This is a genomic window from Kitasatospora misakiensis, from assembly GCF_042656005.1.
GTDB lineage: Bacteria > Actinomycetota > Actinomycetes > Streptomycetales > Streptomycetaceae > Kitasatospora > Kitasatospora misakiensis.
In genome coordinates, this window is sequence record NZ_JBHSOF010000018.1 from 112,286 (window position 1) to 132,012 (window position 19,727).

Here is a 19,727-nt window from a genome sequence, read left to right on the forward strand (position 1 = left end):
GCCGTGGGACGAAGACGCGGCCACCGGACGCCCGGCAGCCTGGTACCGAGACCGCGACCGAGACCGAGACCGCCCGACGAGACCGAGCCCGTGGAGCCGCGACACCATGACTCTCCCCCAGCCTGCCGACCCCGACCCCGACGCCGACCCCGCCGCCCGCCGTGACCTCGTGCTGCGCGAGGCCGTCCGCCGCCGGCTGCTCGACCCCGAGGACGCGCTGCTCGCCGCCTTCGTCGACCTCGACGGCGTGGCCGCGAGCGTCGCCGGACTCCGCGCCGCCTTCCCGGCCTCGCTCGACGTGCTGCACACCTTCGCCGCGAAGGCGAACTGCCTGGTCCCGCTGCTGGCCCGGCTGCGGGAGCTCGGCATGGGCTGCGAGGTGGCCAGCCCCGGCGAGTTCGCCCAGGCGCTGGCGGCCGGGTTCGAGCCGAGCCGGATCGTCCTCGACTCGCCCGCCAAGACCCGCCGGGAACTGGTCCGCGCGCTGGAGCTGGGCGTCGCCGTCAACATCGACAACTGGCAGGAGCTGGCCCGGGTCGACGAGCTGCTGCGGGCCGGTGCGTCCGCCTCCCGGATCGGCGTCCGGGTCAATCCGCAGGTCGGCGGCGGCTCGATCGGGGCGATGAGCACCGCCACCGCGACGTCCAAGTTCGGCATCGCGCTGGCCGACGAGGGGAACGCGGAGCGGCTGGTCGAGGCGTTCCGGGAACGCCCCTGGCTGACCTGGATCCATGTGCACGTCGGCTCGCAGGGCTGCCCGCTGGACCTCATGGCGGCCGGCGTCGCCCAGGCCGTGGCCTTCGCGGAGCGGGTGAACGGCGAGCTGGGGCGCCGTCAGGTGGTGGGTATCGACCTCGGAGGCGGACTGCCCGTCAACTTCGCCGACGACACCACCGCCCCCACCTTCGCCGGGTACGTCGAGCGGCTGCGGGCCCACGCCCCGGAGCTGTTCGGCGGCGGGTACCGGCTGGCCACCGAGTTCGGCCGCTCGCTGCTGGCCAAGAACGGGTTCACCGCCGCGTACGTCGAGTACACCAAGACCTCCGGCGGCCGGCGGATCGCCGTCACCCATGCCGGGGCCCAGGTGGCGACCCGCACGGTGTTCATGCCGGACGCCTGGCCGCTGCGGATCACCGCCCACCACCCCTCGGGCGCGGCCAAGGGCGGCGCGGTGGTGCCGCAGGACGTCGCCGGGCCCTGTTGCTTCGCCGGGGACCTGGTCGCCACGGGCCGTCCGCTGCCGCTGCTGGAGCCCGGCGACCTGGTCGCGCTGCTCGACACCGGCGCGTACTACGCGACCACCCACTTCCAGTACAACAGCCTGCCCGAGCCGGCCGTGCACGGCTTCGCGGTGGACGCGGCGGGCGCGGTGCACTTCGAACCGCTGCGCCGGGCGCAGGACGTCGAGGAGTTGCTCCGGCCGGTGGGCTGACGAAGCTGCCCTGCGAAGTGATGACGGTTGGTCAGAACGGCAGGCCGCGGCGGGGTTCCCGGGCGGTGGCGCGCGGGTATCACCTTGCCGCGGCCGCCGTCCCGGCCGCGGTGCAGACAGCCTCAGCGTGTCGAAGGAGGCCTCGTCATGTCCGCCCACCCCCCTGCCGAAGCCATAACCCCTGCGAATCCCGAGAGTCCGTCCCGGTTCCAGGCCCAGGACGGCCGGACCGTGCGCCGCCTGCGCCTCGGCGTCGGCGTCCTCGGGATCCTGCTGCCGATCGTCCTACCCGTCGGCAACAGCCTCACCTCCGCCCGGGTCGCCCTGCTCAGCTCGATGAGCGCGTCCTACTACACCCACATGCGCAACGTCTTCGTCGGCGGCCTCTGCGCCATCGGCGTCTTCCTCATCTGCTACCGCCACGACCGCCGGGAGGACCGGCTGAGTTCGGTGGCCGGGGTGCTGGCGATCGGGGTGGCGCTGTTCCCCACCGAGCCGCCGTCCTCCCTCGTACCGCACCCCAGTACGGTCCAGACGACCATCGGCATGCTCCATCTCGCCTGCGCGGTGGGCCTGTTCGGCGTGCTCGCGTACTTCTGCCTGCGACTGTTCGCGGACTCCCAGGCAGCGGGCGGTCGGCGCCCGGCGCAGGACTGGGTGTACCTGGTCTGCGGCTGGGTGATCGTGGCGGGTGTGCTGACCGTCGTCGTGGCCGGGGTCCTGCACCTGGCCCGGGACTGGCCGCTGACCCTGCCCTATCTCGGCGAGGCGGTCGCCGTCCTCGCCTTCGGCGCGGCCTGGCTGGTGAAGAGCGAGGCCGTCACGGCCCTCGCCCCCCGCGCCGTCCGTCCCGTCCCGACCGCCCCCGCCACTCCCTGACCCGTCCCTGTCCGCATCCGGTGGGCGGGCCCGTGGTGCGCCCACCGGTGGCAGGATGCTTGCGGTCGGTGTGGTGCCGGCCGGGGCGTGCCGCGGCGCCCGGGTCGGCCGCGGGGGAGCGGAGCCGGTCCGATGAGCCGCAGGAAGCACCAGGTCGCCGTACTCGTCCTGGAGGGGGCGAAGCCGCTGGACGTGGGCATCCCCGCGCAGGTGTTCTCCAGTCGGCCGAGCATGCCGTACACCGTCCGGGTCTGCGGTCCGGCGCCCGGTCTGGTGGCCGGTGGTGACGGCCTGTCGTACCACGTGGCGGAGGGCCTCGAAGCGGTGGAGCACGCCGACACGGTGTTCGTCCCCGGCTACCGCGATCCCGCGACCACCGCGCCGCCGGCCGCCGTCGTCGAGGCGCTGGTGGCCGCGCACGCCCGCGGCGCCCGGCTGGCGGCCATCTCGACCGGGGCGTTCGCGCTGGCCGCGACCGGGCTGCTCGACGGGAAGCGGGCGACCACCCACTGGCACTACGCCAGGGTCCTGGCGGAGCGTCATCCGCGGATCCGGGTCGACGAGAACGTGCTGTTCGTGGACGAGGGCGCGGTGCTCACCTCGGCGGGCGCGGCCTCCGGCATCGACCTGTGCCTGCACCTGGTCCGCCGCGACCACGGGGTGGGCCTGTCCAACCACGTCGCGCGCCGGCTGGTGGCCGCGCCGTACCGCAGCGGCGGCCAGGCGCAGTACGTGCCGCGCAGCGTGCCCGAGCCGTTGGGGGACCTCTTCGCCGACACCCGGGAGTGGGCGCTGGCGCACCTGGCCGAGTCGCTCACGCTGGAGGGGCTCGCCCGGCACGCGCGGGTCTCGGCGCGGACCTTCTCGCGGCGGTTCGTGGAGGACACCGGCTACACGCCCATGCAGTGGGTGCTGCGGGCGCGGGTGGACCTCGCGCGGGAGTTGCTGGAGCGGACGGACCTGGGGGTGGAGCAGATCGCCGACCGGGTCGGGCTCGGCACGGGGGCGAACCTGCGGCTGCACTTCCACCGCGTCCTCGGCACCTCGCCCACCGAGTACCGGCACACCTTCGCGGCCCGCGCCGAGACCTGAGCGGGCGCTCCGGGCAGGCGGTGAGAAGGGTCGCGCGAAGGGTGGCGAGATCCTTGCGATCGTTGGCGAAGAGTCTGGCGGGATCCTTGCGCACCATGTCGATCCAGCCCCTGTCCCCCGCATGTCGAACTTCGGATCATGGATGCGTCACCACCCGACGAACCACCCCGGACGCACACAGAGGGAGCCCTCCAATGACCCGCATCGCCATCAACGGCTTCGGACGCATCGGCCGCAACAGCCTGCGCGCCCTGGTGGAGCGCGGCAGCGAGTTGGAGGTGGTCGCCATCAACGACCTCAGCTCGGTCGACTCGCTCGCCCACCTGCTCCGCTTCGACAGCTCGCTCGGCCGCTTCCGCCACCCGGTGACGGTCGAGGGGGACGAGCTGGTCGTCGACGGCCGCCGGATCAAGGTGCTCGCCGAGCGCGACCCCGCCGCCCTGCCGTGGGCCGAGCTCGGCGTCGACCTCGTGCTGGAGGCGACCGGCCGGTTCACCTCGGCGGAGGCCGCCCGCGCCCACCTCAAGGCCGGCGCCGCGCGGGTCCTGGTGAGCGCCCCGTCCGACGGCGCGGACGTCACGCTGGCGTACGGCGTCAACACCGGGGACTACGACCCGGCCGCGCACGTGATCGTCTCCAACGCCTCCTGCACCACCAACGCGCTGGCCCCGCTGGCCTCCGTGCTGGACGCGCTGGCCGGCATCGAGCACGGCTTCATGACCACCGTGCACGCCTACACCCAGGAGCAGAACCTCCAGGACGGCCCGCACCGCGACCTGCGCCGGGCCCGCGCCGCCGGGGTCAACATCGTGCCGACCACCACCGGGGCCGCCAAGGCCATCGGCCTGGTGCTGCCGCAGCTCGACGGCAAGCTCTCGGGCGACTCGATACGGGTGCCGGTCCCGGTCGGTTCGATCGTCGAGCTGAACACCACGGTCGAGCGCGAGGTCACCCTCGACGAGGTGCTCGCCGCCTACCGCGCCGCCGCCGACGGCCCCCTCAAGGGCATCCTCGACTACGCCGACGAGCCGCTGGTCTCCGGCGACATCACCGGCGAGCCCGCCTCGTCCATCTTCGACGCGGCCCTCACCCGGGTCGACGGCAAGCACGTCAAGGTGGTGGCCTGGTACGACAACGAGTGGGGCTTCTCCAACCGGGTCATCGACACCCTGGAACTGCTCGCCCGCAGCTGACCGACCGGGGGCCCTCCGACGGGGGTCCGCCCGCCAAGGCCGCCGGGGCCGCCGGGGTTCGGATGCGGGGACGTGACAGGAATGTTGCGCCCGATGACGAATCCCCGGCGGCCCTTGAGCGTCCCCGGCCGCTGTGTGACGGTGGACGGCACGCCGAGGCAAGCCGCCAAGGACGCCGAGGAAAGAGGACACCGGTGCCGTCGCACACGAGGCCCCTGCGCAGGCTGGGATTCCTGACCATCGGGCTGTTCGACCCCGCCGACCCGGCCCAGGGGCACGAGTCGACCCTGCAACTCCTCGAACTCGGCGAGCGGTTGGGCTTCGACAGCGCCTGGGTGCGCCACCGCCACCTCCAGTACGGCATCTCCTCCCCGATCGCCGTGCTCGCGGCGGCCACCCAGCGCACCCGCCGGATCGAACTGGGCACGGCGGTCATCCCGGTCGGCTGGGAGAACCCGCTGCGCCTGGCCGAGGACCTCGCCACCACCGACCTGCTGTCCGGCGGCCGGCTCAACCCGGGCGTCAGCGTCGGCCGTCCCGGCCACTGGGAGCAGGTCTCCGGCGCGCTGTACCCGGACACCGCGGAGGCGGAGGACTTCGGCTACCAGCGGGTGAGCCGGCTGCTGGGCTTCCTGCGCGGCGAACCGGCCACCGACTTCGGCGGGGTCGAGGGCATCGAGGTGTACTCCGACCGGGTCCAGCCGGTCTCGCCCGGCCTGGCCGACCGCGTCTGGTACGGCGGCGGGAGCCTGCGCTCGGCCCGCTGGGCCGGTGAGCAGGGGCTCTCCCTGCTCACCAGCAACGTGGTCCGGGCGGAGGAGTCGGAGGACTTCGCCGAGATCCAGCGCTCGCAGATCGCCGCCTTCCGCGCGCACCACCCGCTGGGCGCCCGGGCCCGGGTCTCGCAGGGGCTGGTGGTGATCCCCACCGACAGCGCCACGCCGGAACAGCGGGCGCGCTACGAGGAGTACGTCCGCGCCCGGACACCGCGGACCGCCACCCCGCAGGGCCCGGCGCGCACCATGTTCGCCCGGGACCTGGTCGGCCCGTCCGCCGCGATCGCCGAGCAACTGTCCGCCCACGCCGGGTTCCGGGAGGTGGACGAGGTGGTCTTCGCGCTGCCGTTCACCTTCGGCCACGAGGACTACGTGCAGATCCTCACCGACATCGCGACCCATCTCGGCCCGGCGCTGGGCTGGAAACCCGCCGACCTCGGTTGAGCGGTTGAGCTGTCAGAGCTGTCAGAGTCGTCAGAGCCGCTCGGGCACCGGGTTGCCGACCGCCTCGATCGCCCGCCGGACGGGGACCTTCAGCAGCACGGCGAAGCCGATCACGAAGAACACCAGCAGCGAGATGATCGCCGAGCGGTAGCTGCCGGTGATCTGGTAGGCCAGGCCGAACACCAGCGGGCCCATCCAACTCGTGCCGCGGTCGCTGACCTTGTACACGCTGAAGTACTCGGCCTCCCGGCCCGCCGGGATCAGGTGCGAGAACAGCGAGCGGGACAGCGCCTGGCTGCCGCCGAGCACCAGGCCGATCATGCAGGCCAGGGCGTAGAACCAGGCGGGCTGGTGGGCCGGCATGAAGTAGCCGAGCGCGAGGGTGACCACCCAGCCGACCAGCGACCCCAGGATGGTGCTCTTGGCGCCGAAGCGGTGCGCGATCCGGCCGAGCAGCAGCGCGCCGCCGATCGCCACGATCTGCACCAGCAGCACGGCGGCGACCAGCGAGGTCTGATCCATGCCCAGCTCCTCGCTGCCGTAGAGCGAGGCCTGCGAGACGACGGTCTGGATGCCGTCGTTGTAGCAGAGGAAGGCGCCCAGGTAGAGCAGCGTCAGCGGGTACTGGCGCATGGCGCGCAGGGTGCGGCCGAGTTCGCGCAGACTCCCGGCGGCCGGCTGGTCGCCCTTCTCGCCCTTCACAGCCGACGCGGGCGAGCCGGGCGAGGCGAGCGCACCGGCCCGCGACGGCAGTCGCAGCATCGGCACGACGGTGAAGATCGCCCACCACAGCCCCGCCGAGGCCAGGCAGATCCGCACGGCCGTGCCCGAGGACAGCCCGAACGCGTCATGGCCCTGGAACAGCGCCAGGTTCGCGATCAGCAGCAGCCCACCGCCCGCGTACCCGTACGCCCAGCCCTTGGACGACACGGCGTCGCGCTCGTCGGGCGAGGCCAGACCGGGCAGGTAGGCGTAGGAGAGCGCGACCGACACCGCGTACGCGATGTTCGCGACCACCAGCAGGCCGCCGCCGAGCAGATAGCGGTCGCCGCCGAGGAAGAACATCCCCATCGTGGCGGTCGCGCCGACGTACGCGGCGCCGCACATCAGCTCCTTGTGCCGCCCGGTGCGGTCCGCGACCGTTCCGAGCAGCAGCATCGCGCCGACCGACAGCAGCACCGAGAACGACACCGTGTACGGGAAGAACGAGCCCGCGCGGATCGACAGGCCGAGCGGATGCACATCGCCCTTCGCGTCCGCCGCCTCCTTGGCGATCGACGTCAGGTACGGCCCGAGGAACACCGTCAGGACGGTGGCCGAGAAGGCCGCGTTGGCCCAGTCGTTGATGTACCAGCCGAACTGCGCGCGGCGCAGCGCGCGGCCGTCGTCGGTGGCGGTCGCCGGATGCTCCGGCAGGTCGGTCGCGGTGCTCATGGGGTGGTTCCTATCACCGGGCTGGAGCCGTTGCCGCCCTCGGGCCAGCAGCCGCGCTCGCGGAGGACATCGCGCAGGACGTCGATGCGATCGGCCATGATGCCATCCACCCCGAGGTCGAGGAGAGCCCTGATCCGTGTGGTGTCGTCCACAGTCCAGACGTGGACCTGCAGGCTCAGACGGTGCGCGGCACTGACGGTGCGCCGGTGCCACGCCACGGGGCGGCCCCGCGCACACCGCGTGCGCGGGGCCGCCGGCGGACGGCGGCGGACGGCGGGGGACGCCTCACCCGTCGTGCAGCGCCCACCTGCTGCTCTCGATCCGCACCGTGTCGGTGCCGGGCAGCGCGATCAGCTCGGGCTTGAACAGCGGCGGAGCGTCCATCGCCGGCTCCCAGGTCGCCAGCTTCTCGTCCTGGGGGACCTCGATCCGCCGGTTCGCGGCGAGGTCGGCGACCACCTTCAGAAGCAGCCGCACCCCGAGCGGGGCCAGGTGGTCGCGCCACAGGCTCTGCGGGGTCGAGCCCGGCGGCACCAGCAGGTGCTCCTGGGCGGCGAGCGGACCGCCGTCGGTGCGCTCGGTGAGGTGGTAGACGCTCCCGCCGGTCACCCGGTCGCCGTCCCGGATCGTCCACCGGATCGCGTCCCGGCCGCGGTGCAGCGGCAGCAGGCTCGGGTGGTAGCCGATGGTGGCGACGGCCGCCCTGGCCCTGGTCCGCCGCCCCAGGAAGGCGTGCGAGTGCGCGGCGAGGATGATGTCCACGCCGTCCGGGACGTGCATCGCCCGCAGCACCTCCGAGTCCGTCCACGGGACGTCCCGGTGGAACGCCCAGGAGCGCAACCGGTCCCAGGACATCGCGTCGCTCTCGTCGGACTTCCCCTTGCGAAGCCGGGGGGCGGCCGCGCCGACGACCTTGTGCCCCTCGTCCAGCAGGGCCTCCGCGACCTGGACCGCGAACGCCCCCTGCCCTGACATGTAGATGTTCATCCGCACTCCTGCGCTGACTGGTCGGGTGCTGGTCGGGTGTTGGTCGGCGTCAGGCCGTCGGAGTTCCCACCGCCGCGGTGAAGTGCCGCTCGACGTGGTCGAGCGCACCCTCGCGGTCCGGCGAGGAGTGGACGGTCCGCCAGCCCTTCGGCAGGTCCAGGTGGGGCCGCCACAGCGCGTACTGCCCGTCCGCGTTGGCCACCACCAGCCAGTCGCCCTCGCCGCCGTCGAAGGGGTTGCCGCTCATCGCTCGACCTCTTTCAGTCCGGAGTGATCGGGGTGGAACCGCACCGGCATCGTCGCGAAGCCGGTCAGGAAGTTGGACCGGATCCGCCGGGCCGGCCCGGTCTGCTCGAACCCGGTGGTGAAGTCCCGCAGCGCCGTGAGGAGTTCGGCGATCTCCACCTTGGCCAGGTACGAGCCGACGCAGAAGTGCGGGCCGTAGCCGAAGGCCATGTGCTTGTTCGGGGTGCGGCCGAGGTCGAACTCCCCGGGCCGGGCGAAGACCCGCTCGTCCCGGTTGCCGGAGGCGTGCCAGAGCGTCACGATCTCGCCCGGCCGCAGCCGGACGCCGTGCAGCTCGGTCTCCCGGGCGACGCTGCGCCCGAAGTGCATGGTGGGCGACGCCCAGCGCAGCACCTCGTCCACGGCGGTCCCGACCGCGACCTCGCCCCGCTTGAACCGCTGCCACTCGCCGGGCCGGGCGGCGAGGGTGTGCAGGCAGTCGATCATCGTCAGCCGACTGGTCTCGTCGCCCCCGATGATGAGGCTGTAGCAGTTGAGCACGACGTCCTCGTCGGTCAGCGGCACGCCGTCGATGGAGCTGGCGATCAGCATGCTGATCACGTCCTCGCCCGGGGCCTCCCGGCGCTCCTCGACGACGTCCATGAAGTACATCAGGATCTCGTTGCGGGCCATCTCGGAGTCGACCTCGGAGTCGACCGCGTCGACCTCGGAATCGACCCCGTCGTCGGACTCCTCGTCGGCCGACAGCGCGGCCTTGGTGAGGCTGAGCAGGTACTCGCGGTCCTCCTCGGGCACGCCGAGCAGGCTGGAGATGGTGGTCATCGGGATCCGGCTGGCGATCTCCTCCGCGAACTCGCAGCCGCCCGACTCGACGGCCTCGCGGATCCACCGCCGGGTGTTGACCCGGACCGTCCGCGCCACCTCGTCGAGCACCCGCGGCGAGAGCACCCGCTGGAGGATCTTGCGCAGCTCGTGGTGCCGGTGGCCGTCGGTGACGGCCAGCATCCGGCCGGCCGCGGCGTCGCCGCCCTCCAGCAGCGTCACGAGCACATTGCCGCGCTCGGACGTGAAGTTCACGTTGTCCCGGTAGGTGTCGATGATGTCCTCGTGGCGGGAGAGCACCCAGAACCCCCGCCGGCCCGCGGTCGGCGGGTTCCAGTGCAGCGGCGCGGAGTCCCGCAGCGCGCGCCAGTACGCGTCGAGGTCGTGCTCCGCGAAGGTCGCCGGGTCGCCGAGGTCCAGAGTGCCCACGCCGAACGGGCCGTCCGGGCCGTACACGCCGTCCAGTGCCGGTGCGTTCATGGTCACCAGTCCGTACGCCAGAAGCGGCGAGGCCGGAACGGGTAGGTGGGCAGCGGCACGCGGTGGCTGGCCTCGCCCCGGTGCAGGGCGTCGAAGTCCACCTGCCGGCCGGACACCCACGCGGCGGCCAGCTCGGCCAGCGCCGGCGCGTCCGTACCCGAGGGCAGGATCCCGTGGTCGTTGCGCGCGAAGGAGTCGGCGTCCGTCCGCGGGGCGGCGGCGGTGGTGACGGCCGGGCCGCGCGCGGTGTCGTCGGACAGCGCCGCGAGCAGCTCCGCCCGGCTGCGGACCACGACCGCCCAGCGGCGGGCCATCACCTTGCGGCCGAGGTTGAGGCTGAAGCAGACGTCGTCCAACCGCAGGCCCGGGTCGGCCTCCAGCCACGCCCTGAGCCGCGCGCGCTGCTGCGCCAGCGCCTCGTCGTCGAGGGCGGACAGGGTGGCCAGCCGCGGCCGGCCCTCCTCCTCGGGGGCGCGCCCGGCCGCCGCCGGCGCCTCCTCCAGCAGCAGGTGGGCGTTGTAGCCGCCACCGCCGATCGAGGTGATGCCCGCGCGGCGGATCCCGGCCTCCGGCTCCCAGTCGGCCGTCTCGATCTGCGGCACGAAGGGGGTGCTGGGGAAGTCGAGGTCCGGGTTGACCTCGGTCAGGTTGATCGTCGCCGGCAGCGTCCGGTGGTACAGCGCCAGCGCGGCCTTCAGCGCGCCGAAGCCGCCCGACACCACGCCGCCATGGCCGACGTTGCCCTTGACCCCGCCGATCGAGGTGGTCGCGGTCTGCTTGCCGAACGCGATGCTCGCCGCGTGCACCTCCAGTTCGTCGGTCATCGGCATGCCGAGGCCGTTGGCCTCGTACATGGAGACGGTGTCCGGGGTGACGCCGCCGACCTGCATGGCGTTGGCGATGCAGGCGCTCAGCCGCTCGGGCTGGGCCAGGCCGTACGCCATCGCGCTGACGCCGTTGTTGTTGACGGCCGAGCCCTTGACCACGGCGTAGATGTGGTCGCGGTCGGCGACGGCCCGGCCCAGCGGCTTCAGCAGCACGGTGACGACACCGCTGGACAGCGCGGTGCCGGTGCCGTTGGCGTCGAACGGGCGGCAGTGGCCGTCCTTCGACAGGACGCGGTTCTCCTCCCACAGGTGACCGCGCGGGTGCGGCAGGCGGACCATCGAGCCGCCCGCGATCGCCATGTCGGTCTGGCCGAGCAGCAGCGACTGGCAGGCCAGGTGCACCGCGTAGTGGAAGCCGGCGCAGACGGCGGCGACCGTGACGGCCTCGCCGGTGAGGCCCATGTAGTACAGCGCGTTGGAGGTCATGGTGTCCGGTGACCACGCCAGGCTGGCCTCGATCGCCTCCGGGCCGACCGACACCCGGTCCGGCGGGGAGCTGTAGAGCGCGGCGGTCTGCGGGTTGTTGGCGCCGTACATGCCGATCTCGGCGGTCAGCCGGTCCGGGTCGTAGCCGCCGTCCTCCAGCGACTCCCAGGCGCTCTCCAGGTACAGCCGGTTCTCCGGGGTCATCGCGGCCGCCATCCGGTCGCTGATGCCGAACACCGACGGGTCGAACTGGTCGTACGTGTCGAGCACTCCGCAGGCCCGCACGTAGGACGGGCTGTGGATCAGGGTCTCGTCGACGTGGATGTCGTCCTTGGCCAGGAAGGAGATGGACTCCCGGCCGTGCACCAGGTTGTCCCAGAACTGCTCCTTGGTACGGGCGCCGGGCGCCCGCAGGGACATGCCGATGACGGCCACGTCGCCCGGGTCGTAGTCCTGCTCGGGGCTGTCGCTCATGGGAAGGCTCCTGCTTCGTGTCGGGTGGGGGTGCACAGCGCTCAGCGCTCAGCGGCCGGTGCTCGGCGCTCAGCGGCCGGTGCTCAGCGCTCGGCGCTCAGCGGCCGGCGCCGCCGCGGCCGCGCAGCGGGCCCCGGCGGGCGTCGGCGCGCTCGCGGGCCGACCTGACCACCTCGGGGGTGGCGCCGCTCTCGTCGTCGAGCCAGCGGGCGAGCGAGGCGATGTCGCGGAAGCTGAACAGGTCGGGCACCCGGACGCGGCGCTCGAACCGCCGGGTCATCAGCCGGGCGAGGCGGACCAGCAGCAGCGAGTCGCCGCCCAGGTCGTAGAAGGCGGCCTGGACGTCGATGCCCGACGGTTCGAGGTCGAGCAGCTCGCCCCAGATCTCCGCCAGGGCGAGCTCGGTCGGCGTGCTCGCGGCCGTCAGGGGCCCGGAGGTGTCGGCGGCCGGCGGCTCGGGCAGCGCGTTGCGGTCGAGCTTCCCGCCCGGCCCCAGCGGCAGGGCGGGCAGCACCACCAGCGTCGCGGGCACCAGGTAGTCGGGCAGTTCGGCGGCGAGCCGGCCGGTGACGGCGCTCTGCAGCGCGGCGTCCAGCCGGGGGCCGTCCGGCGCCGCGCCGCCGCCCGCGGGCACGACGTAGCCGACCAGCCGGTTGCCCAGGACGGCGGCGGCGGCCTCCCGGACCTCGGGGCAGCCGGTCAGCCGGGCCTCCACCTCCTCCAGCTCGATCCGGTAGCCGCGCAGCTTGACCTGGTGGTCGGTGCGGCCGAGGAACCGGAGTTCGCCGCCCTCGGTGAACGCCACGAGGTCGCCGGTGCGGTACATCCGCTCGCCGTCCCGGAACGGGTCCGGCACGAAGCGCTCCGCCGTGGTGCGCGGCCGGTTGACGTAGCCGTGCGCGAGGCCGACGCCGCCGAGGTAGAGCTCGCCGGCCTCCCCGGCCGGGAGCCGCTCCAGGTTCGGGCCGAGCACGTAGACCCGGTCGGTGGCGGTCGGCGGGCCGATCGTCGGCTCGTCCGTCCCGTCCTCGGGGACCGGGCCGAAGGAGCAGAACACGGTGCCCTCGGTGGGACCGTAGGCGTTGAAGACCCGGACGGCGCCGGTCTCCCGGTAGGCCCGGTCGACCAGCTTGCGGCGCAGCGCCTCGCCGCCGAACACGATGGAGCGCACGTTCGGTGGCACCGCCCCGGCGTCGAGCAGGCCGTTCATGACCGACGGGACGACGTTCAGATGGGTGATCCGGTCGGCGTGGGGGCTCTCCGGCAGGTGGACGGCGCTCTCGACCAGGACGACGGCGCCGCCGCGACAGAGCGCGTTGAAGATCTCCATCACGGACATGTCGAAGCAGACCGAGCTGGCCGCCGCGACGCCGCTCAGGTCGCAGCCCTCCAGGACGCGGTCCATCTCGGCGAGCATCGCCACGCAGCCGGCGTGCCGGACGGCGACGCCCTTGGGCGTGCCGGTGGAGCCCGAGGTGTAGATGACGTAGGCGGTGTCCTCGGGCACCACGGCCACCGGCCTCGCGCCGGGCTCCGTCGTCACGGCCACCGGTCCCGCGCCGGACCCGGTCGGCACGGCCTCCCCGAGGACGACCACGGTCGGTCCGGGCGGGCAACTGGCCCGGGACGCGGGCGTGGTGAGCAGCAGGCGGGTCCCGCTGTCGCGGACCATGAAGGCCAGTCGGTCGGCGGGGTAGTTCGGGTCCAGCGGCAGGTAGCAGGAGCCGGCGCGCAGGGCCGCGAGGATCGCGACGAGCAGATCGGGGGTGCGCTCGACGCAGATGCCGACCGGGACGCCGGGGCCGGCGCCGTCGGCGACCAGCCGCTCGGCCAACTCCTGGGAGCGCGCGTTCAGTTCGCCGTAGGTCACGGCGCCGGACGCGGAGAGGACGGCGGTCGCCTCGGGGTTCTTGACCGCCTGCGCGAGGAACTCGGAGTGCAGGGTCTCGGTCACCGGCCCGTCCCCTCGGGGAGGCCGGCCGGTGCGATCGCGCCGAGGGCCAGCTCGGGGCGGGCGATCGAGTCGAAGAGCACGGTGCGGTACAGCGCGAGCAGTGCCGTCACGGTCTGCCTTTCCAGGTAGCTCGGTTTGAACTGGACGTGGCCGGCCACCTCGCCGTCGATGTCGGCCATGGAGATCTCAAGGTCGAACTTGGCGAGGTGCCGGCGCACCTGAAGCGGTTCGAGCGGGAGCGCGCCGTCCGGTGCGAGCGTGTCGCCGACGCCGTGGAAGAGCTTCACCGAGCGGGGGAACGCGTCCGAGGACAGCCAGTTGACCACCACGTCGAACCAGGGGGAGCGGCCCTCGACGCGCGGCGGCTTCAGCTGGGACGCCAGCAGGTCGAGGGGGTAGTTCATGTGCTCCAGCAGGCCGAGCGAGAAGGCGTGGACCTCGCGCAGCAGCTCGCGGAAGCTGCGGTCGCCGGCCGGATTGGCCCGGACCAGCACCGTGTTGAGGTAGTAGCCGACGGCCGACTCCCAACCGGGCTCGGACCGTTGGGCGATCGCGGTGGCCAGCACCGAATCCTCCGTCCCGACCGCCCGGTTGAGCGTGGCGAAGAACCCGGCCAGCACGACGGTGCTGACCGACACGCCCTCACGCACCGCGAACTCCCGCAGCAGGCGCGTCTCCTCGGCGCTCCAGCGGAACGCGAGGTCGCGGCCCTCGTAGGTGACGCCCGGCGGCCGCTCCTTGCTGGACAGGTCGAGGTGGGCCGGCGGGTCGGCCAGCTTCTCCGACCACCAGTCCAGGGCCGCCTCGGCCGCCGGCCCGGCCAGCCACTCCCGCTCCCAGGCCACGAACTCCGTGTACGGGGCGGCCGGCGCGCGGCCGGCCGGGTCGGCGCCCTCGTAGAACTCCTGGATCTCGCGGATCATGACGTCGGCCGAGGCCGCGTCCGAGGCGATGTGGTGGACGAGCACCAGCAGGTAGTGCTCGGCCGGACCGCGCCGCAGCAGGACGATCCGCACCAGCGGCCCGTTGTCCATGTCGAGCGGCCGGTGCCCGTGGCGGGCGAGTGCCTCGCGGGCCTGCTCGTCGTCCAGGCCGGAGGTGTCCGCCACGACGAACTCGTACACGGGCTCGTCCAGGACGACCTGGTAGGGGTGGCCGCCCGCCTCCACGAAGAGGGTGCGCAGGGCGGGGTGCCGGTCCAGCACGGCCCGGACGGCGCGCTCCAGCGCCTCCTCGTCGACCGCCGCGCGGATCCGGGCGGTCACCATGAAGTTGTAGGGCACGGCGTCCGGGGCGACCATCTGCATGAACCAGAGCGAGGCCTGGCCGTGCGAGGCGGGCGCGAGGGCGAGGCCGAGACCGTCGGCGCGCAGCTGCTCCAGGGCCGGTGCGTCGGTGGCCTCCAGCAGTCCGCGCGCGTCCAGCTCCTCCACCAGCTCCTCGGCGTCCAGCTCGGACAGGCCGTCGAGGAACGTCCGGTCGGCGGTGGCCGGGGCCGCCGCCACGGGAGCGGGTGCGGGTACGGTTGCCGGGGCGGGCGGGCCGTCGACGATCCCGGTGAAGTGGTCCACCACCGCGGCGATGGACCGGCCGTCCAGGAACACCACCGGCGACACCCGGTGCCCGAACAGCGACTGCATCCGGTTGACCAGCCGGATCGCCAGCATCGAGTCGAGGCCGAAGTCCCGCAGCCCGGCGTCCGCGTCGAACCGGCTCACCGGCAGGCCCAGCGCGTCGGCGAGCTCGGCGAGGACGAGCTCCGCCACCGGCCGGGGCGCCTGCGCCGCCGGGGTCTCCACCGGCCGGGCCTCGGCCACGGCGACGGCCGCCGTCTCGACCATGGCGCCGGTGGCGGCCGGGAGGGAGGCGGGGGCGCGGTGGGGTTCGGTGTCGATCCAGTACCGGTCCTTCTGCCACTGGACGAGCGGCGTCTCCACCAGCTCGACGTCGTCGGCGAACAGCGGATCGAAGGTCAGCGGGACGCCCCGGACGTACAGCGAGGCGACGGCGCCCAGCAGACAGCGGACGTCGCTCTCCTCCCGCCGCAGCGAGTTGACGGCGTGCACCCGGGCGCCCCGGGTCAGCGCGATCTCCTCGACCGCGCCGCGCAGCGTCTCGTGCGGGCCGATCTCGACGAAGGTGCCGACCCCCTGGTCGACCAGCGCGCCGACGGTCTCGGCGAACCGGACCTGGTTGCGCAGGTTGTGCACCCAGTAGTCGACGTCGGCGACCGGGTTCACCGCGCCGGCCAGCGCCGTGGAGTGGAAGTCGAACTCGGGCGTCAGCGGGGTGATGCCCTCGACGGCCTCGCGCAGCGGCCGGATCAGCGGGTCCATCCCGGGGCTGTGCACCGGCCGTTCGACCCGGATCCGGCGCACCGACACGCCGTCCCGCCGGAGCTCGGCCTCCAGGGCGTCGACCGCCTCGGGCGAGCCGGAGACCGCCGCGCTGGTGGGGCTGTTGACCACCGCGATCGCCGCGTGCGCGGCGTACGGGGCGAGCCGCGGCAGCAGCTCCTCCTCCGGGAGGTCGACCGAGATCATGGCGCCCGGGGCGGCCCGGCGCTCCAGCAGGTGCGAGCGGGCGACCACCACCCGGGCGGCGTCCTCCAGCGACAGCGCGCCGGCGACGCAGGCGGCCGCGACCTCGCCCAGGCTGTGGCCGACCACGGCGGCCGGCCGGATGCCGAGGCCGAGCCAGACCTTCGCCAGCGAGACCTGCAGGGCGAACAGCACCGGCTGCTGGAAGTCCATCTCCTCGTACCTGGCCCGCTCGGCCGGGGCGGCGAGCTGGTCGAGCACCGAACAGCCGCCGGCCGCGCGCACGGCGGCGTCGCAGGCCCGCATCCAGGAGCGGAACCCGGCGTGCGAGCGCAGGAGTTCACGGCCCATGCCGACCCACTGGGTGCCGCCGCCGGAGAACACCAGCGCCACCCGCCGGTCGGCGGTGCCGGAGACGGTGCCCGTCACCACCTCGGGGTGCGAGGGACCGGCGGCCTGGCCGGCGGCGACCCGGGCGAGTCCGTCCAGGACGTCCTGCCGGGTGCGGGCGAACAGCGCGATCCGGTGGTTGTGGTGGCTGCGCCGGGCGGAGAGCGTGTACGCGAGGTCGGAGACCCGCAGGTCCGCGTTCCGTTCGACGTGGTTGGACAGCTCGCGGCAGGTGTCGGCCAGCGCGCCGGCCGTCCGGGCCGAGACGGGGACGAGGTGCAGCTGCCCGTCGGCCTCGGCCTCAATACTGTGGCTCGGCGCGAGGTGGCGCCCGCGGTCGCCCGCGAGGAACGGGTGGGCCGCCACCGGCAGCCCGGCGGCGTACAGGGCGCCGAGCGAGCCGAGCAGGGTCGAGGCCTCGTCGGCGCCGCGCCGGAGCGAGGGCAGGGTGGTGGCCGCCGGCAGGATCTCCGACACCGACTTGAGCAGGACGGGGTGCGGGCTGAGCTCGATCACCGCGTCGACCTCGTGCTCGTCGCGCAGGGTGGTCAGGGCGTCGACCACCCGGATCTCCCGGCGCAGGTTGGCCGCCCAGTACTCCGGCCCGAGCTCCGCGCCGTTGATGCGCTCGCCGGTGACCGTGGAGATCATCGGGATGCGGGCGGTCCGCGGCCGAAGGCCTTCGAGTTCGGCCTTCAGCGGGGCGAGCACGTGGTCGACCAGCGCGGAGTGCGGGGCGTGGCCCATCCGCACCCGGTGGTTGGTGACCTCCGCCTCGGTCAGCCGCCGGACCAGGTCGTCGACCTCCGGCGGAGTGCCGGTCACCAGGGTGGAGTTCAGACCGTTGAAGCCGGAGACGGTGAGCCCGCCGGTCAGGTACGGCCGGACTTCGTCCGCGGCGGTCATCACCACGAGGCCCTCGCCGCGGCCCACGGCCAGCTGCTGGAGGAGCCGGCCGTGGTGGGCGGCCAGCCGGGAGGCGTCCTCGAAGTCGAGCGCGCCGGCGATGTGGGAGGCGGCGAACTCGCCGACGCTCTGGCCCAGTACGACGTCCGGCTCCACGCCCAGCGAGCGCCAGGCCTCGGCCAGCGCGACCTGGATCGAGAACAGCAGCGGCTGGAAGACGTCCATGTCGTCGAGCCGGCCGTCGGGGGAGAGCAGCTGGTCGACCAGGGAGAAGCCCAGCAGCTCCCGCATCCGCCGGTCGGACCGCATCATGGACCGGCGGAACACGGGCAGGCCGGCCAGCAGTTGCCGGCCCATGCCCACCCACTGCGAGCCGTTGCCGGAGAACAGGAAGGCCACCCGGGGCCGGCGGCCGGTCGTCTCGCCGACGCTCAGCCCGGCGGCGCTCGCACCGGTGGCGAAGGCGTCGAGCCGGCCCCGGAGTTCGGCCATGTCGCGTGCGGTGGCCGCGAGCCGGAACGCGCCGTCGCCGGGCGTCCGGGCGCAGAGCGCGCGCAGCTCGGTGCCGTCCCGCAGCTCCCGGGCCCGCTCGGCCAGCGCCTCCCGGGAGTCCGCGGCCAGCAGCAGCAGTGAGCTCTCCGGGCGGGGCAGCTCCTCCACGGCGACGTGACAGATCGCGCCGCCGAACCCGAACGAGCTGACGCCGCCCCGGCGGGCGTCCGAGCGCCGCGGCCACGGCGTCAGCCGGTCCTGGACGGTGAGGTTGTACTCGTCGAACATGATCTGCGGGTTCGGCGCGCTGTAGTGCAGGCTCGGCGGCAGCACGCCGTTGCGCATCGACATCGCGAGCTTGACCAGGCCGACGATGCCGGCCGCCGCCTCCAGGTGCCCGACGTTGGACTTGACCGAACCGAGCCGCAGCGGCTCCGTGCGGTCGCCGCCGCCGAGCACGGCGCCGATGGCGTTGGCCTCGATCGGGTCGCCGAGCGGCGTCGCCGAACCGTGGGCCTCGATGTAGTCGACCAGGTGCGGCGCGATGCCCGCCCGCCGGTACGCGGTGCGGAGCATCTTCTCCTGTGCCTGCGGGTTCGGCGCGGTCATGCCGTTGCTCAGCCCGTCGTTGTTGGAGGAGCTGCCCTTGATCAGGCAGTACACCGGCAGGTCGCGCTCCAGCGCCACGCTCAGCGGGGCGAGCACGACGACGCCGGCGCCCTCGCCGCGGACGTAGCCGTTGGCGCGGGCGTCGAAGGACTTGCAGCGGCCGTCCGGGGCGAGGGCGCCCATCGCGTCCATGGCGGTGTAGTAGTCGGAGACGAAGCTCAGGTTCACTCCGCCGGCCAGCACCAGGTCGCTCTCGCCCAGCCAGATCGACTGGCAGCCGACGTGCACCGAGACCAGCGAACCGGCGCAGGCCGCGTCGATGGCCATGCTCGGGCCCTGCAGGCCGAGGATGTAGGAGACGCGGTTGGCGATGATGCCGTCGTGCATGCCGGTCGCGGTGTGCGGGGTGATCTGGACGTCGGGCCCGCGGTAGTGCGCCAGCGCGGCGTAGTCGCCCCAACAGGAGGCCATGAACACGCCGGTGTCGCTGCCGACCAGGCCGTGCGGGGCGATGCCGGCGTCCTCCAGCGCCTCCCAGCACAGCTCCAGGACCAGGCGCTGCTGAGGGTCCATCTGGACGGCCTCGCGGGGCGAGATGCCGAAGAACAGCGGGTCGAACTGGTCGATGCCGTCGATGAATCCGCCCCAGCGCACCCGGTCGTTGAGCAGCGCCCGGCGGGCGGCCGGCACCGGTCCGACGGCGTCGCCGCCCTCGACCAGCAGCCGCCAGAACGCGGCCGGGTCGGGACCGCCGGGGAACCGGCAGCCGATGCCCACGATCGCGACCGGCTCGTTGGAGGGCGCGCGCCGCTCGGCGCCCTGGGCGGGCGGGGGCTCCGCGGCCCGCGGACCGTCGACCAGCGCCCGGGCCAGCCCGTCGACGGTCGGGTACTGCCACATCCAGGTGGCCGGGACCCGCCAGCCGAGGAACTCGGACAGCGAGGCGGCGAGGGTCACCGACTGCACCGATTCCAGTCCGTACTGGTGCATCGGCGCCCGGCGGTCCACGCTGCCCGCGGGGACGTTCAGCAGCTCGGCGAAACGGGACAGCAGGAACTCGGTGATGGTGGAGATGTCTCGCGCTGCGCGCTCTTGAGGCATGGCGACTCCCTCGGCAGGGCGGTGGGAAGGGGGTGGGGCTTCCTCGGCGACCGGAGGCAGGGGGTCGGCGGGGCCCGGGGACCGGTGGGGTGCGGGGAGGTGCGGGGTGGGGAGGTGCAGCGAGGTGCGGGGTTGGGGCCCGGAGGGTCAGTGCCCGGTTGGG

12 protein-coding genes and 1 pseudogene are annotated in these 19,727 nt (G+C 73.6%); 5 read left to right on the forward strand and 8 right to left on the reverse strand.

Annotated elements, in window-relative coordinates:
* The first annotated feature begins 106 nt into the window (after positions 1–106).
* From ACFP3U_RS16445 to ACFP3U_RS16465, 5 genes are all read left to right on the forward strand, one after another.
* Positions 107–1,432 (forward strand): type III PLP-dependent enzyme domain-containing protein, encoded by a 1,326-nt coding sequence (locus ACFP3U_RS16445; RefSeq protein WP_380226266.1) that lies wholly within the window; start codon positions 107–109, stop codon positions 1,430–1,432.
* Positions 1,433–1,579: 147 nt separating this feature from the next.
* Entirely contained in the window at positions 1,580–2,311 is a 732-nt protein-coding gene (locus ACFP3U_RS16450; protein ID WP_380226267.1) for a DUF998 domain-containing protein, read from the forward strand.
* A 132-nt stretch (positions 2,312–2,443) separates the two neighbouring features.
* On the forward strand, positions 2,444–3,403 hold the full coding sequence (locus ACFP3U_RS16455) for a GlxA family transcriptional regulator (RefSeq protein WP_380226268.1): 960 nt from the start codon (positions 2,444–2,446) through the stop codon (positions 3,401–3,403).
* Between the two features lie 194 nt (positions 3,404–3,597).
* Positions 3,598–4,596, forward strand: a complete 999-nt coding sequence (gap, locus tag ACFP3U_RS16460) for a type I glyceraldehyde-3-phosphate dehydrogenase (protein WP_380226269.1) — start codon at positions 3,598–3,600, stop codon at positions 4,594–4,596.
* 194 nt (positions 4,597–4,790) lie between these two features.
* A complete protein-coding gene (locus ACFP3U_RS16465; protein WP_380226270.1) occupies positions 4,791–5,816 on the forward strand; it encodes an LLM class flavin-dependent oxidoreductase in 1,026 nt (341 codons plus the stop codon).
* Positions 5,817–5,846: 30 nt separating this feature from the next.
* Here ACFP3U_RS16465 and ACFP3U_RS16470 read toward each other — a convergent pair whose 3' ends face one another.
* From ACFP3U_RS16470 to ACFP3U_RS16505, 8 genes and pseudogenes are all read right to left on the reverse strand, one after another.
* Positions 5,847–7,250 (reverse strand): MFS transporter, encoded by a 1,404-nt coding sequence (locus tag ACFP3U_RS16470; protein WP_380226271.1) that lies wholly within the window; start codon positions 7,248–7,250, stop codon positions 5,847–5,849.
* Between the two features lie 140 nt (positions 7,251–7,390).
* A pseudogene (locus ACFP3U_RS16475) lies at positions 7,391–7,468 on the reverse strand (hypothetical protein); the annotation flags it as partial.
* 67 nt (positions 7,469–7,535) lie between these two features.
* Positions 7,536–8,237, reverse strand: a complete 702-nt coding sequence (locus tag ACFP3U_RS16480) for a formyltransferase family protein (protein ID WP_380226272.1) — start codon at positions 8,235–8,237, stop codon at positions 7,536–7,538.
* 49 nt (positions 8,238–8,286) lie between these two features.
* Positions 8,287–8,484 carry an MbtH family NRPS accessory protein gene (locus ACFP3U_RS16485; RefSeq protein ID WP_380226273.1) on the reverse strand — a complete coding sequence of 66 codons (198 nt, stop codon included), beginning with the start codon at positions 8,482–8,484 and terminating at the stop codon, positions 8,287–8,289.
* Positions 8,481–9,791, reverse strand: a complete 1,311-nt coding sequence (locus ACFP3U_RS16490) for a cytochrome P450 (RefSeq protein ID WP_380226274.1) — start codon at positions 9,789–9,791, stop codon at positions 8,481–8,483. The genes ACFP3U_RS16485 and ACFP3U_RS16490 overlap by 4 nt, the downstream gene beginning before the upstream one ends.
* Positions 9,788–11,572: a beta-ketoacyl synthase N-terminal-like domain-containing protein gene (locus ACFP3U_RS16495; RefSeq protein ID WP_380226275.1), complete on the reverse strand. Its 1,785-nt coding sequence runs from the start codon at positions 11,570–11,572 to the stop codon at positions 9,788–9,790. The genes ACFP3U_RS16490 and ACFP3U_RS16495 overlap by 4 nt, the downstream gene beginning before the upstream one ends.
* A gap of 97 nt (positions 11,573–11,669) precedes the next feature.
* On the reverse strand, positions 11,670–13,526 hold the full coding sequence (locus tag ACFP3U_RS16500; protein ID WP_380226276.1) for a non-ribosomal peptide synthetase: 1,857 nt from the start codon (positions 13,524–13,526) through the stop codon (positions 11,670–11,672).
* Complete coding sequence (locus ACFP3U_RS16505; protein WP_380226277.1) at positions 13,523–19,564, reverse strand: acyltransferase domain-containing protein; 6,042 nt, start codon at positions 19,562–19,564, stop codon at positions 13,523–13,525. Before ACFP3U_RS16505 ends, ACFP3U_RS16500 begins: the two co-directional genes overlap by 4 nt.
* Positions 19,565–19,727 lie beyond the last annotated feature (163 nt).

Coding starts and splice junctions, on each gene's coding strand:
- ACFP3U_RS16445 (WP_380226266.1), top strand. CDS start 107: ATGACTCTCCCCCAGCCTGCCGACCCCGACCCCGACGCCGACCCCGCC.
- ACFP3U_RS16450 (WP_380226267.1), top strand. CDS start 1,580: ATGTCCGCCCACCCCCCTGCCGAAGCCATAACCCCTGCGAATCCCGAG.
- ACFP3U_RS16455 (WP_380226268.1), top strand. CDS start 2,444: ATGAGCCGCAGGAAGCACCAGGTCGCCGTACTCGTCCTGGAGGGGGCG.
- gap (WP_380226269.1), top strand. CDS start 3,598: ATGACCCGCATCGCCATCAACGGCTTCGGACGCATCGGCCGCAACAGC.
- ACFP3U_RS16470 (WP_380226271.1), bottom strand. CDS start 7,250: ATGAGCACCGCGACCGACCTGCCGGAGCATCCGGCGACCGCCACCGAC.
- ACFP3U_RS16480 (WP_380226272.1), bottom strand. CDS start 8,237: ATGAACATCTACATGTCAGGGCAGGGGGCGTTCGCGGTCCAGGTCGCG.
- ACFP3U_RS16485 (WP_380226273.1), bottom strand. CDS start 8,484: ATGAGCGGCAACCCCTTCGACGGCGGCGAGGGCGACTGGCTGGTGGTG.
- ACFP3U_RS16495 (WP_380226275.1), bottom strand. CDS start 11,572: ATGAGCGACAGCCCCGAGCAGGACTACGACCCGGGCGACGTGGCCGTC.
- ACFP3U_RS16505 (WP_380226277.1), bottom strand. CDS start 19,564: ATGCCTCAAGAGCGCGCAGCGCGAGACATCTCCACCATCACCGAGTTC.